Source organism: Pseudomonas sp. A25(2017) (assembly GCF_002001065.1).
Classification (GTDB): Bacteria; Pseudomonadota; Gammaproteobacteria; order Pseudomonadales; family Pseudomonadaceae; genus Aquipseudomonas; species Aquipseudomonas kilonensis.
On the sequence record NZ_MUOA01000035.1, the window covers coordinates 39,124 to 53,100 of the forward strand.

Consider the following 13,977-nt stretch of genomic DNA (forward strand, 5'->3'; position numbering starts at 1 on the left):
TATGAAAGAGGAACTCTTTGCCACACGCTACACGAAATATGGGCATGGCATTGATGTCAGGGCGACCTATGAGCGCTTGCCGCTTCAGGGGTTCTGGACATGGGTGACGGGCAAGTCCGGTAATAAGAACGCACCGAAAAGCGCTAAAGATACGCTCTTGAAACCGTGGCAGTTGTTTCTTCAGATCAGCTGGGGTTATGCAGTTTTCGTGGCGGCGGTTCTGCTCGGCAATAAGCTGCTGGAGTCGGATCTTCACTGGGGTATCAAGCTGGCGCTGTCGATTCCGATGATTTGCATGGTGGTCAACCGGCAGCGGGGTTTGCTGCACACGTTCCACTACACCATTCACGGTGCCGGCATCGCTAATAAGCGGTTGGCAAAGTTTGTTTGCAAGTGGGTGTTATCGATGCCCATTCTGCACACGCCGTGGAATAACTACATGAAGTTGCACGTGGGTGAGCACCACAGCGTCAATACATTTTGCACCGATAAAGATGTCGATCTTCAGTTCATGACCAGCCATGGCTTCTACAAAGGCATGAGTGAGACTGAATTTTGGACAAAACTGGTGGTGGCGCCGTTTCACCCAATGCGTATTTATGAGCATATAAAGTTCCGGCTCGAAGTTAACTTTGTCAAAACGGACAAGCACGAAAAAAACAGTCGGGCGATCTATTGGTTACTGTTGCTGACTGGGGTTTACCTGTCCGGCTATATGACGCCTTTTGTCGTGTTCTATCTGCTGCCGATTTTGCTTGTTACGCAGTTTTCGTCTTGGATACAACACGTTACCGAGCATTTGTGGTTTTCGGAAAATACCAAGGGTTTGCCCAAGTATATTTTCTACGGCTCACTCAGCTGGGGGCGTTTTTTTGGTCGCCCTTACCCTTTGAATTACACCGGTTGGGCGTTTGCCTGGCGTGTAGTGAAGTGGGGTTTGGCAGTCGTATTCATTGATATTCCGTTGCGTGTTTTTTCCTTTATGCAAGATTTGCCGAGCCATGATTTTCATCACCGCAACCCGGGTGTGAACTTCTGGAGCATCGCCCCGGAAAGGGCGGCCAATGAAGCATTGGTATCGCGGTTTGGCCCGATGACCGAAACCTGGAGCATGACCGAGAGCTTCCTTATCTTGCGAGACCACTTGTGTCGGGATGAAAGTGATCCGTTCGATCTCATCACTTGGTACAACACGAGCAAACAGCACCTTGAGATAAAAGCGACGCGTGAAGCGTCAGCAGTAGAAGTCGAAGTTTAATGAACGATTTTGAACGAGGGAACGTGAAATGAATGTTGTTGAAGTCGCGAAGAAAGAATTGGCAGTGAACGGTTCGTTTTACTCCAGCGCTACCGAGTTTCTGTACAGTCAGAATGACTGGGATGAGATCAATACCATCCTGGCAAGTAAGGCGTTGCCGTGGGAGCAAGTCTTCATCGGTGATGCTGACGAACTCAACGATCTTGCAGTCGCCCGTTTCATGACCGACGTCGAAAGACCGATGCGCGTTAACCAGCCACTCGCGGATCAGATGATTTCGGTGGTTTGCAATCAGAAACTGCTGGGTTTTGTTTCCAATCTGTTGGGGGGGGAAGAGTTCTACATTCGCCGTATGCAGGTTAACAAGATGAAAGACGGATCTTTCATTGGCAAACATTTGGATGTCGACAGTAATCCGGATTATTTGTATTCGATCGTACTGCAGTTGGGTAAAGGTTTTTCCGGTGGCGAATTTTTGATTTTCAATGACCAGGGCGAGCAGGTGAATCTCATTCGGCCCGAGCTGCAATCCATCGTAATCACCGACTGCTCCTTTCCTCATCAGGTTGAAGCCGTGACTGAGGGTGAACGAGTATCGCTGGTGTTCTTCGTGAGCAAGTACGCAGAAAAAAATCGTCGGGTGGCGTGAGTGCTCTGGGTCAGGACGTAGATGTCATGAAAGCAACAATTAAAATAATAGTGTTTGGTATTTTCGGCGTGCTCGGTATCGCAGTTGTCGGTGTGATGTATGTGCTGCACAACATTACACTGTCCAATGTGTTCGAGACCGGTATCATAAAAGTCGCGGACGGCATTTCTGATAAAGGCAGTATTGCCTGGGATGCCAACGCCGTTCCGCACATCAAGGCTGCAAATGATCGGGATGCGTATTTTTTGCTGGGGTATAGCCATGCCCGGGATCGGTTGTGGCAGATGCAGTTCAGCAAAAACTACGCGAACGGCACCCTGTCGGAGACATTTGGCCCCAAGACACTGGACATGGACAAATTTTCCAGGACGTTGGGGTTCAAGAAAACCGCAGACTCGATATTTCAGCAGCTGAAACCGCAAACCCAGGACGTACTGAAGAGCTACAGCGACGGTGTGAACTTTTTCATCGACAAGTTCGCAGATCGCTTGCCCGTCGAGTTTTCATTGACTCGTTCCGCACCGCTCAAACGGTGGGAGCCTTCCGATTCAGTCGCGCTGCATTTGTTGTTTTCATGGACGTTAAGCTCCAACCTGGGCATGCAATTGCAACGACTGTCGCTGTCCAAAAACTTGACCGTCTCACAGATTAACGAGGTGTTTGCGCCTTACCCGGGAAGTGCGCCGGTCAAAACCAGGGACTATGCCGCGCTGTACAACAACCTGGACGTGTCCGGCACCGGTTTGGCGCTGCTGGATAAACTGCCGCCCTCGAATGTCGAGGGCGTAGGGTCGAACAACTGGGTGATTGCCGGCGACCATACGGTTACGGGTAAACCGATACTGGCCAACGATCCGCACTTGAAATTGACCAATCCGGCGCTGTTTTATCTTGCTTCTATCGAGACGCCCGAGTCGTCGCTCGTGGGGGCAACTTATGCCGGTGCGCCACTTTTTGTGATCGGACACAACAAGAAGATCGCGTGGGGCTACACCAATACCGGGTCGTCCGTTCAGGATGCGTACCTAGAGAAACTGAACCCTTCGGATAACAACCTCTATCTTGCCTCCGATTCGACCTACAAGCCGTTTCGGGTGGTGCAGGAGAAGATTGATGTCAAAGGTGAGGCGTCTGTCACGTTACCGGTCCGGTATACGAATCACGGCCCGGTAATCAGTGATATCTACCAGGCGGCGCAACAGGCCATCAACGGTAAAAAATCCGTGGTCATTGCGCTGGCCTGGACCGGCCTGGAGACCAATGACAAAACCTTCGACAGCATTCTGGGCATCAACCGTTCAGAGAACTGGCCGCAATTTTTGCAGGCCTCCGCCGAGTTTGGCGTGCCTCCGCAAAACATGGTTTATGGGGATACGGCAGGCAACATTGGCTATGTTTCCGCGGGCCGGGTGCCGGTAAAAGCGAATGATAACGACCTCTTGGGTCAAGCTCCCGCACCTGGCTGGGAAGCTAAGTATGACTGGACAGGGTATGTGCCCCAGTCGGCGAAGCCCACGCAGTTCAACCCTGCCAGTGGTTACATTGCCACCGCTAACAACCGCATTGTTCCCGATAATTACCCGTTCAACTTCGGCCATGACTGGGTTTTGCCTTATCGCTACGAGCGCATCATGGATCTTTTGAAGGGGCGTGCGCCTCATACCCTGCAAACGTCCGCCGACATCCAGCTTGATCGTTACTCGTCGTCCATGGCCGATCTGTTACCCAAAATGATTGCGCTGGTCGAAGGGCTGCCTTCAACGCCTGCGCAGTTGAGCATCCTCAAGGCCTGGCGGTTTGACTCGGATCCCGAGTCGGCGGCGCCATTGATTGCAGCATACTGGGTGAAGAACTTCACGCAGGAATTGCTGGAGCAGAAAATTGGCAAAGAGCTTTTGGCGGCGGGCTGGAATCAGCGTAACTACGATGCTTTTCTCAACCTTGTGTTAAGCAAAAAAGCCGATCAGGTCTTTTGGTGTGGGGGCGCTGACAATTGTCAGCGAGCGCTGGAAAGGTCATTAAACCTGTCGCTGCAGCAAATCAAGGACAAGTATGGCGCTGACGTCAGTGATTGGAATTGGGGTCGCGCGCATACCGCAGTTGCCGAACATGTGCCCTTGCACAAGAGTCCCATGGCCTGGTTCTTTGATAACCGCAATACCATGGGCGGGGACAACTTTACGGTGAATGTCGGGCGTTACAATTACAGTGATCCGGCCAACCCGTTCAACACCAATATTGCGGCCACGTTCAGGATGGTGGCGGATCTGTCGAACCTTGATAATTCAAGTTACATACTGTCCTCCTCTAATACGGGCATAAAGTTTAACGGCTATGTGGACATGAACAGGCTCTGGGGACGGGGGGACTACATAAAAATCCCTGTGTCAGGACATATGCCTGAAAGCCATGCGCTCAGATTTTATCCAAACAACAAATTTTGAATTAAGGTGGCGTATGAACAGTCAGGAAAATAGCGCGGGTTGGGATCTGGATTACTCGGCTGTCGGCCGTAGTTTTCCGGAAAGTTTCAAGGCCAAGATCGTCGCGGATTTGCAGCAAGGAATGCCTGAATACGACGTCAATCAATACTTTGGTAATCAGCCAGGCATTTTCGAGATATACGAGCATCTGGCGCTGGCCATCGATTCGAACACCGAAAAGGTGGTGGGGATCATTGGGGCAAAAAGCCTTCCTTTTGGTTCTTCTTCGTTCCTGTATCTCTGGACGGCGATGATCGCGGATGAATACCGAGGGTCGGCGCTTTTTAAAAAGCTTAATCAGTTCTTTTTGAAAAATGTCATTCAAGCGATCGGCATGCCGAAGCTGATCGTTGCCAAGACCTATAACCCGGTTGTCTACAATATGTTCAGGGTCATGTCTTCGCGGGTTCCATCGGCACGTTTCTACCCGGATTTGCGCGTCGATGTGCAGAGTGCCGACATGGCGGCGCTGGCGGTTGAAATTGTTCACTCCTTGTCCAAGGACCTGGTGCTGGATGTGAATACCGGTGTCATTCCTGGAGGCCAGAGTTCTGTCGCGCCTAACTTCTTTCCGAAGATGGACATGTCCAGTGATGAAGTGACTAACGCGCACTTTATCAAGCACGTCACCTATTCGGATCAGATCTTGTGCGTGGTGATGCTGCAGCCTGATTCGGAGTGGTTTGTTAAAGAAAAGATCATCCGATAGTTTATGTGAGTGAATAAGACGTCTGTTCTTCTCTCGGCGCTGCCGGCGGCCATTTTGTATGGTTTGCTGGCAGCGGTATCCAATAGTGCTCACAGCATGAAAGTGATGGGGCTGGCGGCAATCACTCAAGGCCTCATCAGTTATATTTCAACGCTCATTGCGTTGTCAGTCATGTTTAAGCTGGCGCAAATGTTGGCTGGATGGCATGCGCTGGCTCGACGTGCGGTCGTGCCATTGACCGTGGTGAGTCTGTTTTCTGCTTTGTCGGCGGCTGTTCATATAGGGGCAGGCACGCCCAATGTGTTGTTGACGATCGCCCCCTCATTTTTGATCGGTTGGGGGTATTTCACGACGGTCTATTGGCTCAAGGATTCAAATCGGTCCTTTCGAACACCTGGCCGCAGTTCGTGAGCGCCGATACTCAAACCTGAACATTGATGAGCGCTCACCGTCGGCGCGGGTCAAGCCGCGCAAGTGAGCTGAAGAAATTCAGGATATGAAATACAAACTCTGTGGCGAGTCGTACTAAGGCGCAGCCGGCAACAAGAACCGCGCAATCACCGGCAAATGATCGGAGATGCGCAAGGTGTCGTCCTGCCTTACCTGGGCTTCGACTCGTTTGAGGCGCGGGCTGTAGAACAGGTAGTCGACGGTGCGGTCGGGGCCGTTGAGGCCGGGGTCGTTCGGGTAGTGGGTCAGCCAGTGTGCGCGATCGATACCGCTGGCCTCGTTGTTGGTGGGGATCATCGGGTATTTGTCCCACAGCTGGTGCAAGGGGCTGTCGGCGGAGTAGGGCGTGCGCTGCTCGGATGGCAGGCGCCGGTACTGGCCCAGGGGCAGCAGGTTGAAGTCGCCGCCGATCAGCCAGGGCGTGCCTGCGGATTCGAATTTATCCAGTGCCTTGGTTACGGTGGTGATTTGTCTGGGCAGGGTTTCGTCCGGCTCGGTGGCCCGTTCCAGATGCGTGTTGAGCACCGCCAGCTGGCCGCCATCGCTCAGCGCTAGATAACTCACCAACAGGGCATTTTTCGGCTGGAACTGACGGCTGATGAAGTTGGTGTCGGCCACCGGCAGTTGCACCCGTTCGGCACGGTCGATGCGGTAGCGACTCAGGGTCGCCAGTTGCCGGCCGACACTGCCGAAGATGTGCGGGTCGGGGATGAAGTCGGCCTTCCAGTCGAAGGCGCTGGTGCCGCACGGATAGAGGTCGGCCAGCCGTTCCTGCAACAGCTTGAGCTGGTCCTGGTAATCGCTGGCCTTGGCGCCCTTGTCCAGCTCCTGGAGCAACACGATGTCCGGTTGCTCGTCGCGGATGACCCGGGCCACTTCGTCGAGGCTGAAGGCCATGTCTTCCAGGGTCGGGCGTTCATCGTCGCCCTGGGCCAGGTCGTTCCAGAACACGTAGCGCTTGCCGGCGAGGAACTGCACGTTCCAGGTCATCACCTTCAAGGCCTGGCCGGGCACCAGGGGAGCTGCGTTGGCGGTGCAACTGACCGGCAGGGTTTCCCGGGGCTGTGGCCGCCAGGTCAGGGCGTAGATCGACAGGGCGGCCAGGCTGAGGATCAACAGCAGGCCCAGAAAGGTGTGGCGCAGTAGACGGGTCATGGCTCAGGTTTTTCTGCAATCAACATGAACATTCGGAACAGCACGACAGTGGTGAACAATTGCAGAAAACTGTGGATGCTGTCGATCAGCAAGCTGACCAAAGGATTTTGCGGCGGCGGATACACCGAGACGCTGGCGCCCTTGAGCAGCCACAGCGGGACCATAACAGCCAGGATGCACAGCAGGATTCGCCAGAAATGGCCTCGACTCAGGCGCGCGCTTTCCTTCATGGCGGCCAGTGGCGCCAAGCCCTTCAATACCAGCAGGTACTCACCGAAAGCCAGGACGACCATCAGCCATAGCCCTGGCAGGAAATACAACGAGATGCCGATCAGGATCAGCAGAGTATTGAGCGCGGTCAGCAAGGCGAAGCGTGGCCACTGGAGGAGCGCGGCGGCGAGCAAATCGCGGGCGCGGGGGGCTTCGCCACGACTGCGGGCATCGAGAAACAGAATCAAAGCCGCGGTGTACAGCGGGTACACCAATAGCCCGACGATCACGCTGTAGCCGGAAAAGCCGTCGGCCCCGACGGCGCTGTCCACTCCCTGCTGCAGCACCGCTTCGAGTATCACCAGCGGCAAGCACAACTGGGCGATCCGGCCCAGATGGCGCTTGAAAAAATACAAAGAGTCACGCAGTACTTCTAACGGATTCATGGGTCGGTATCGCAGTTCGAAAAAGCGGTCCGACACTTTACCCATCAGGTGACCGCAGAAACAAACGTAAACATCAGGTAAAGACCATTGAAAGCTTTTCGACGAGCCCCATTACTGATGGGCACCGGTCTTCGGGATCGGAATGGTTTCTACCCGGCAATCTAATGAGGTCGCCATGAACAGCGAAGAACAAACCCTGATCGATGGACTGTTTTCACGGCTGCAACAGGCCGAAAAGGATTCAGCCCCGCGCGACGCCCAGGCCGAGGCGCGGATCAAGGAACACCTGGCCAGCCAGCCAGCGGCGGGCTATTTCATGGCCCAGGCGATTCTGGTGCAGGAGGCCGCGATCAAGCGCCTCGATGAGCAGAGCAAGCAACTCACCCAGCAAGTCGAGCAATTGCAGGCCGAGCTGCAACAGGCCCGCAAACAGACGTCGGCGCCCAGCGGCGGCGGAAGTTTCCTCTCGAGTATTTTCGGTGGCAGCCCGCGGGATTCACGCCCGGCGAGCGCGCCGGCCGCAAGCGGTGGTGGCTGGCGCGAACCGGCACAGCCGTCCTTCAATGCCCAGCCCCAACAGGGCTTCGGCGCGCCGCCCGGCAATTATGGCGCACCGCAGCAGCAGGCCCCGGCAGCGGGCAGCTTCCTGGGTGGCGCCCTGAAAACCGCGGCGGGCGTGGCCGGCGGCGTGATGCTGGCCCAAGGCATCAGCAGCCTGTTTCACAGCAACCAGCAACCGCAGGAAGTCGTCGAGGTCATCAAGGAAGAGCCGGCCCAACCGGTCAACGACACCGCCAACAACAGCGACAACGGCTGGGGCGATGACCAGCGCGTGGCCGATAATGACGCCTACAGCAACGACCCGGGCGGCTTCAGCGACGCGGACTACAGCGACGACTCATCTTCCTTCGGCGACGACGACTCCTTCGTCTGACCTGCCATTCGTCCGGGGCGCTCTGGCGCCTCGGGCCGATTATTCGCGGAACAATCCTTCGGGCTGGCATACTGGGCGACTTTTCGGCCCAGGTGGTCTGCGTGCATGTGCATCCAAGAGGAAACGCGGTGAAAAAAATTGCAGTGTTCGCCGATGTGCAGAACCTCTACTACACCGTGCGCCAGGCCTACGGTTGCCATTTCAACTACGCCGCGCTGTGGGCCGATGTCAGCAAACAGGGGCAGATCGTCGAGGCCTACGCCTACGCGATCGATCGCGGTGACAGCAAGCAGCAGCAATTCCAGCAGATCCTGCGCAACCTGGGCTTCATCGTGAAGCTCAAGCCCTACATCCAGCGCAGCGACGGCTCGGCCAAGGGCGACTGGGACGTGGGCATCACGCTGGACATCATGGACGCTGCCGACCACGTCGATGAGGTGGTGCTGGCCTCCGGCGACGGCGATTTCGACATGTTGCTCGAGCGCATTATCCAAAAGCACGGCGTGCAAGCCGTGGCCTATGGCGTGCCGGGGTTGACCGCCAACTCGCTGATCCGCGCCGCCAGCCGCTACGTGCCCATCGAAGGTGCGTTGCTGCTCAAGAATTGATTTTCACGGAGTTCAAAAGGTTTGGAACGCATCGCAGTCATCGACTTTGAAACCACCGGGATCACCCCGAGCAGCAGTTGCCGGGCCACTGAAATCGCGGTGGTGATACTCGAGCAAGGCCGGATCGTCGACCGCTACCAGAGCCTGATGAATGCCGGTGTACGGGTGCCAGCCTTCATCGAACAACTGACCGGCATCAGCAACGCGATGTTGCGCAGCGCCCCGTCGGCGGAAAAAGTGATGAACGAGGTCAACGAGTTCGTCGGCATCACGCCCCTGCTGGCCCATAACGCCGCGTTCGACCAGAAGTTCTGGGATTTCGAACTGGGGCGAATCAAGCGTACTCGCTTGCAGAATTTTGCCTGTTCACTGTTGCTGGCCCGGCGCCTGATGCCGGCTGCACCGAACCACAAGCTCGGCACGCTCAACACGTTCGCCGGCTTGCCCCACACCGGCCAGGCTCACCGGGCCATGGCCGACGCCGAAATGGCCGCCAACCTCACCGCACACCTGGCTTCGGAACTGCGGCAAAAGCATGGGCTGCGGGAGTTGTCCCATGATCTGCTGTGCAGTTTGCAGAAGGTGCCGGCGGCGAAGATCAATGAGCACCTCAAGCGGCATCGCGGGTTCTGAATGCACCGAAAAGCAAAAACTGTGGGAGCGAGCCTGCTCGCGATTGCGGTGTGTCAGTCGACATTGATGTTGGCTGGTCCAACGCTATCGCGAGCAGGCTCGCTCCCACAGTTTTGATTTGTGTTGGGTCGACTATTTACCGTTGCCTTCCAACTGCCCCAACGGCACGCGCTTTTCAATGGCGCTGGACAGCACGATCGAGGTCTTGCTGAAGCCGAACTTGGCGATGCGGTTGATCAATTCTTCCAGCTCGGGCATCGAACCCACTGCCGCTTGCATGATCACGCACGGGTCGCCGGTGACCCGGTGGCATTCGGTCAGTTGTGGGATCTTGCACAGTTCGTCGTAGGTCTTCTGGTTGCCGTGCTGGTTCATGCGCAATTCGATGACGCACTGCACCGGCAGACCGATCTTCGCCATGTCGACTTTGGCTTGATAACCGGTGATGACACCGCTGGTTTCCAGTTTGCTGACTCGCTCGGCCACGGCGGGGGCTGACAGGTTCACTTTGCGGGCCAGTTCAGCGTAGGACGCACGACCGTTGTCCAACAAAGCGCTGAGCAGCATGCGGTCGTATTTATCCACGGTTTGGCTTCCTGTTGGCGTGACTTTCGAAAACGCGATTTATAGCGCTGATCTCCATGTTTTGAAAAGTGTATGGCTTTGATAAACAGGTTTTGTAACTTATTTTCCGTCTGTCGCCTTTCTAGAATAAAGCCTCTCATTGTCCTGACTTCGAGCTGAACATGCCTGGCCTACGCCGTTTCCCCCTGCCATTGATCGCTGCTTTTTTTGCCTTGTACGTCATCTGGGGTTCGACCTACCTGGTGATTCGTATCGGTGTGGAGCATTGGCCGCCGCTGTTGCTGGCCGGGATTCGTTTTGTGCTGGCCGGTTCGTTGATGTACGGCTTCCTGCGCTGGCGTGGGGCTCCGGCCCCGACCTGGGCGCAATGGAAGGCCGGGGCCATCATTGGCGTGCTGTTGCTCAGTTTTGGTAACGGCGCGGTCAGTGTGGCCGAGCACACGGGCGTGGCGTCCGGGGTCGCGGCCCTGGCGGTGGCGACAGTGCCTTTGTTTACCTTGCTCTGTGGATATTTCTGGGGCGCGCGTAATACCCGTCTGGAATGGGCGGGGATTGTGCTGGGGTTGATCGGCATCGCCATGCTCAACCTCGGTTCCAACCTGCAGTCCAGCCCGTTGGGGGCGACCTTGCTGGTGTTCGCGGCGGCGTCCTGGGCCTTCGGTTCGGTGCTGAGCAAACATGTGCAGTTGCCAACCGGGGCGATGGCCAGTGCCGTGGAAATGCTGGTGGGCGGTGTGGTGCTGTTGATCGGCAGCGTGGCCAGCGGCGAACACCTGGACAGCATGCCGCCGCTGGAAGGTTGGCTTGCCTTGGCTTACCTGACCTGCTTCGGTTCGATCGTTGCCTTCAATGCCTACATGTACCTGCTCAAGCATGTGCGCCCGGCGGCGGCCACCAGTTATGCCTACGTCAACCCAGCCGTGGCAGTGTTGCTGGGAATCGTGTTCGCGGGTGAAACCATTGGCGCTGAAGAAAGTGTGGCGATGCTGGTGATCATCAGCGCCGTGGTGTTGATCGGATTGCCGCAGTGGCGCAAACCCAAGCCTGCGCCGGCCGCCGCCTGATTTAGGGTAAACTGCCGCGCATTGCACACCTTGCGCTGATTTTTCCTACGGTACTTCCATGACTTTCGCCACCCTTGGCCTGATCGAACCCTTGCTGCGCGCCCTCGAGACGCTCGGCTACCAGACCCCGACCCCGGTTCAGGCCCAGGCCATGCCGGCGGTGCTCGCCGGTCGCGACCTGATGGCCGCCGCCCAGACCGGTACCGGCAAGACCGCCGGTTTCGCGGTGCCGCTGTTGCAGTTGCTGACCACTGAAGGGCCGAAGGTCGCGGCCAACTCGGTGCGGGCGCTGATCCTGGTGCCGACCCGTGAGCTGGCTGAGCAGGTCCATGAAAGCGTGCGCCAGTATGCGCAAAACCTGCCGCTGAGCACCTACGCCGTGTACGGCGGCGTCAGCATCAACCCGCAGATGATGAAATTGCGCAAAGGCGTCGACCTGTTGGTCGCCACGCCGGGGCGTCTGCTCGATTTGTTCCGCCAGAACGCGCTGAAGTTCAACCAGTTGCAGACCCTGGTGCTGGACGAAGCCGATCGCATGCTCGACCTGGGCTTCTCCGAGGAGCTGGCGAACATCTACAAGGCCCTGCCGAAGAAGCGCCAGACCCTGCTGTTCTCGGCGACCTTCTCCGACGCGATCCGCCTGCTGGCCGGGCAGATGCTCAACGATCCGCTGAGCATTGAAGTGAGCCCGCGCAACGTCGCCGCCAACACCGTCAAGCAATGGGTGGTGACGGTGGACAAGAAGCGCAAGCCGGAATTGTTCGTGCACCTGATGCGCAAGAACAAGTGGAAGCAGGTGCTGGTCTTTGCCAAGACCCGCAACGGTGTCGATGCGCTGGTGGAAAAACTCCAGGGCCTGGGCATCAACGCCGACGGCATCCACGGTGACAAGCCCCAGGCCACCCGCCAGCGCGCGCTGGACCGCTTCAAGGCCAGCGAAGTGCAGATCCTGGTGGCGACCGACGTCGCCGCCCGTGGCTTGGATATCGAGGACTTGCCGTTGGTGGTGAACTTCGACCTGCCGATCGTCGCCGAGGACTACATCCACCGCATCGGCCGTACCGGTCGGGCGGGCTCGACCGGGGAAGCGATTTCCCTGGTCTGCGCCGACGAAGTGAACCTGCTGTCGGCCATCGAGATGTTGACGCGCCAGACGCTGACTCGCCAGATGGAACAGGACTTCGAGCCTGAGCATCGGGTACCGGACACCGATGCCAGCGGCCAGGTGATCAAGAAACCGAAAAAGCCGAAGAAACCGAAAACCTCCGGTGGCGGCGGCAAGCGCAACCTGGGCAAGTGGGTGGACAGCGGCGATGCCTCGCCTGTGGAACCTTCGGTCAAGCCTGTGCGCAAAGTGCCGGTGTTCAACACTGGGCCGCGTAAGAAAAAACCCTGATATTAGGGCATTAATGATCGTTCCCACGCTCTGCGTGGGAATGCCGCCCGGGACGCTCTGCGTCCCAAAAGTCGAACGCGGAGCGTCCGCAGAGGCGTTCCCACGCAGAGCATGGGAACGATCACTGCTTCAAGAATTCCAGAATTCCTAAGCCCGCCGCGCGACCGCTGGCAAAGCACGCCGTAAGCAGGTAGCCGCCGGTCGGTGCTTCCCAGTCGAGCATTTCTCCTGCGCAGAAAACGCCGGGCAATTGCTTGAGCATCAGGCGTTCATCCAGGGCCTCGAAGGTCACGCCACCAGCGCTGCTGATAGCTTCGTCCAAAGGGCGGGTCTTCACCAGGGTGACTGGCAGGGCCTTGATCACCTGGGCCAGCCGCGCCGGGTCAGTGAAACATTCGGCCGGCGTGAGCTCGCGCAACATCGCCGCCTTGACGCCGTCGATCCCCAGCTGGCTGTGCAAGTGCTTGGCCATCGAGCGAGAGCCGCGTGGCTTGCTCAGGGCTTGCTGGATCTTATCCACAGGCCGGCCCGGCAGCAGGTCCAGATGGATCGTCGCGCTGCCGTGTTGGTTGATGGCTTCGCGAACCGGCGCCGACAGGGCGTAGACCAGGCTGCCTTCGAGGCCTGTGGCGGTGATCACGCATTCACCGAGGCGCGGTACATCGTCGTTCAAGCCCATGGCGATATTTTTCAGCGGGGCGCCAGCGAATTTGCTGATCATCAGGTCGCTCCAGGCCTCTACCTCGAACCCGCAGTTGCTCGGTTGCAATGGCGCCAGGGGCACGCCGCGTTGTTCCAGCGCCAGCATCCAGGCGCCGTCGGAGCCCAGGCGCGACCAACTGCCGCCGCCCAGCGCCAGCAGGGTCGCGTCGGGGCGTAGCGTTTTCTCACCTTCCGGACTCGTAATGCGCAAGCTGCCATCAGGGTTCCAACCGAGCCAGCGGTGGCGCGTGTGGATCGCCACGCCGGCATCGCGCAGGCGCTTGAGCCAGGCGCGCAGCAGCGGGGCGGCTTTCATGTCGGTGGGAAATACCCGCCCGGAACTGCCGACAAAGGTGTCGATACCCAGGCCATGAATCCATTCGCACAGTTCGTTTGCGCCAAATGCCCGCAGCAGCGGGGCGATATTCGCCGCGCGTTCGGCATAGCGGGACAGGAAGGCCGGGAAGGCTTCGGAGTGGGTGATGTTCATGCCGCCCACGCCGGCCAGCAGGAATTTGCGGCCCACCGATGGCATGCCGTCGTACAGGTCGACCTGAAGGCCCGCCTGGCTCAACACCTCGGCCGCCATCAGGCCGGCGGGGCCGCCGCCGATGATGGCGACGTTTGGAGTGGAAGGCTTGGAAGCTTGAGTCATGGCGAGCGATGTCTGGCGGATCAGGGCGGGCATTCTATCA

The 13,977-nt window shown here is 57.6% G+C and carries 14 protein-coding genes; 10 read left to right on the plus strand and 4 right to left on the minus strand.

Translation table 11 applies throughout. The annotated features are described in order from the left end of the window. Window position 1 precedes the first annotated feature (1 nt). Genes B0E42_RS02655 through B0E42_RS02675 form a run of 5 tightly spaced genes read left to right on the plus strand, consistent with a single transcriptional unit; the run spans window position 2 to window position 5,510 of the window. The gene (locus B0E42_RS02655) at window positions 2–1,258 is read left to right on the plus strand and encodes a hypothetical protein (RefSeq protein ID WP_174553529.1); all 1,257 of its coding nucleotides are present in this window, start codon (window positions 2–4) and stop codon (window positions 1,256–1,258) included. Window positions 1,259–1,286: 28 nt separating this feature from the next. After that, complete coding sequence (locus B0E42_RS02660; RefSeq protein ID WP_018604931.1) at window positions 1,287–1,907, plus strand: 2OG-Fe(II) oxygenase; 621 nt, start codon at window positions 1,287–1,289, stop codon at window positions 1,905–1,907. A 26-nt stretch (window positions 1,908–1,933) separates the two neighbouring features. Next, window positions 1,934–4,351 carry a penicillin acylase family protein gene (locus B0E42_RS02665; protein ID WP_077505564.1) on the plus strand — a complete coding sequence of 806 codons (2,418 nt, stop codon included), beginning with the start codon at window positions 1,934–1,936 and terminating at the stop codon, window positions 4,349–4,351. A 13-nt stretch (window positions 4,352–4,364) separates the two neighbouring features. Beyond that, a complete protein-coding gene (locus B0E42_RS02670) occupies window positions 4,365–5,099 on the plus strand; it encodes a hypothetical protein (RefSeq protein WP_018604935.1) in 735 nt (244 codons plus the stop codon). A 9-nt stretch (window positions 5,100–5,108) separates the two neighbouring features. After that, a complete protein-coding gene (locus B0E42_RS02675; RefSeq protein WP_256578268.1) occupies window positions 5,109–5,510 on the plus strand; it encodes a hypothetical protein in 402 nt (133 codons plus the stop codon). A gap of 114 nt (window positions 5,511–5,624) precedes the next feature. Here the strand turns inward: B0E42_RS02675 and B0E42_RS02680 are convergent, their stop codons facing one another. Further along, window positions 5,625–6,704 carry an endonuclease/exonuclease/phosphatase family protein gene (locus tag B0E42_RS02680; protein WP_077505568.1) on the minus strand — a complete coding sequence of 360 codons (1,080 nt, stop codon included), beginning with the start codon at window positions 6,702–6,704 and terminating at the stop codon, window positions 5,625–5,627. Then, complete coding sequence (locus tag B0E42_RS02685; RefSeq protein WP_024618231.1) at window positions 6,701–7,360, minus strand: YciC family protein; 660 nt, start codon at window positions 7,358–7,360, stop codon at window positions 6,701–6,703. Before B0E42_RS02685 ends, B0E42_RS02680 begins: the two co-directional genes overlap by 4 nt. A gap of 175 nt (window positions 7,361–7,535) precedes the next feature. Here B0E42_RS02685 and B0E42_RS02690 point away from each other — a divergent pair, with 175 nt between their 5' ends. The 3 genes from B0E42_RS02690 (at window position 7,536) to B0E42_RS02700 (ending at window position 9,535) form a co-directional block, all read left to right on the plus strand. Then, window positions 7,536–8,294, plus strand: a complete 759-nt coding sequence (locus B0E42_RS02690; protein ID WP_077505570.1) for a DUF2076 domain-containing protein — start codon at window positions 7,536–7,538, stop codon at window positions 8,292–8,294. 128 nt (window positions 8,295–8,422) lie between these two features. Next, window positions 8,423–8,902, plus strand: coding sequence for an NYN domain-containing protein (locus B0E42_RS02695; RefSeq protein WP_013694260.1), 480 nt, complete (start codon window positions 8,423–8,425; stop codon window positions 8,900–8,902). A gap of 21 nt (window positions 8,903–8,923) precedes the next feature. Next, window positions 8,924–9,535: a PolC-type DNA polymerase III gene (locus B0E42_RS02700; RefSeq protein WP_024618229.1), complete on the plus strand. Its 612-nt coding sequence runs from the start codon at window positions 8,924–8,926 to the stop codon at window positions 9,533–9,535. Window positions 9,536–9,667: 132 nt separating this feature from the next. Here the strand turns inward: B0E42_RS02700 and B0E42_RS02705 are convergent, their stop codons facing one another. After that, window positions 9,668–10,120 (minus strand): Lrp/AsnC family transcriptional regulator, encoded by a 453-nt coding sequence (locus tag B0E42_RS02705; protein WP_018604950.1) that lies wholly within the window; start codon window positions 10,118–10,120, stop codon window positions 9,668–9,670. A 161-nt stretch (window positions 10,121–10,281) separates the two neighbouring features. Between B0E42_RS02705 and yedA the strand changes: the two genes are divergently transcribed. Then, on the plus strand, window positions 10,282–11,184 hold the full coding sequence (gene yedA, locus B0E42_RS02710; protein WP_018604952.1) for a drug/metabolite exporter YedA: 903 nt from the start codon (window positions 10,282–10,284) through the stop codon (window positions 11,182–11,184). Window positions 11,185–11,242: 58 nt separating this feature from the next. Further along, on the plus strand, window positions 11,243–12,580 hold the full coding sequence (locus B0E42_RS02715) for a DEAD/DEAH box helicase (protein ID WP_014340341.1): 1,338 nt from the start codon (window positions 11,243–11,245) through the stop codon (window positions 12,578–12,580). A gap of 121 nt (window positions 12,581–12,701) precedes the next feature. Here B0E42_RS02715 and B0E42_RS02720 read toward each other — a convergent pair whose 3' ends face one another. Then, a complete protein-coding gene (locus tag B0E42_RS02720; RefSeq protein ID WP_077505582.1) occupies window positions 12,702–13,937 on the minus strand; it encodes a TIGR03862 family flavoprotein in 1,236 nt (411 codons plus the stop codon). Window positions 13,938–13,977 lie beyond the last annotated feature (40 nt).

What these genes read in the sequence shown, in the direction of transcription:
- B0E42_RS02655 (WP_174553529.1), top strand. Translation starts at nt 2, where the DNA reads ATGAAAGAGGAACTCTTTGCCACACGCTACACGAAATATGGGCATGGC.
- B0E42_RS02660 (WP_018604931.1), top strand. Translation starts at nt 1,287, where the DNA reads ATGAATGTTGTTGAAGTCGCGAAGAAAGAATTGGCAGTGAACGGTTCG.
- B0E42_RS02665 (WP_077505564.1), top strand. Translation starts at nt 1,934, where the DNA reads ATGAAAGCAACAATTAAAATAATAGTGTTTGGTATTTTCGGCGTGCTC.
- B0E42_RS02670 (WP_018604935.1), top strand. Translation starts at nt 4,365, where the DNA reads ATGAACAGTCAGGAAAATAGCGCGGGTTGGGATCTGGATTACTCGGCT.
- B0E42_RS02680 (WP_077505568.1), bottom strand. Translation starts at nt 6,704, where the DNA reads ATGACCCGTCTACTGCGCCACACCTTTCTGGGCCTGCTGTTGATCCTC.
- B0E42_RS02685 (WP_024618231.1), bottom strand. Translation starts at nt 7,360, where the DNA reads ATGAATCCGTTAGAAGTACTGCGTGACTCTTTGTATTTTTTCAAGCGC.
- B0E42_RS02690 (WP_077505570.1), top strand. Translation starts at nt 7,536, where the DNA reads ATGAACAGCGAAGAACAAACCCTGATCGATGGACTGTTTTCACGGCTG.
- yedA (WP_018604952.1), top strand. Translation starts at nt 10,282, where the DNA reads ATGCCTGGCCTACGCCGTTTCCCCCTGCCATTGATCGCTGCTTTTTTT.
- B0E42_RS02715 (WP_014340341.1), top strand. Translation starts at nt 11,243, where the DNA reads ATGACTTTCGCCACCCTTGGCCTGATCGAACCCTTGCTGCGCGCCCTC.
- B0E42_RS02720 (WP_077505582.1), bottom strand. Translation starts at nt 13,937, where the DNA reads ATGACTCAAGCTTCCAAGCCTTCCACTCCAAACGTCGCCATCATCGGC.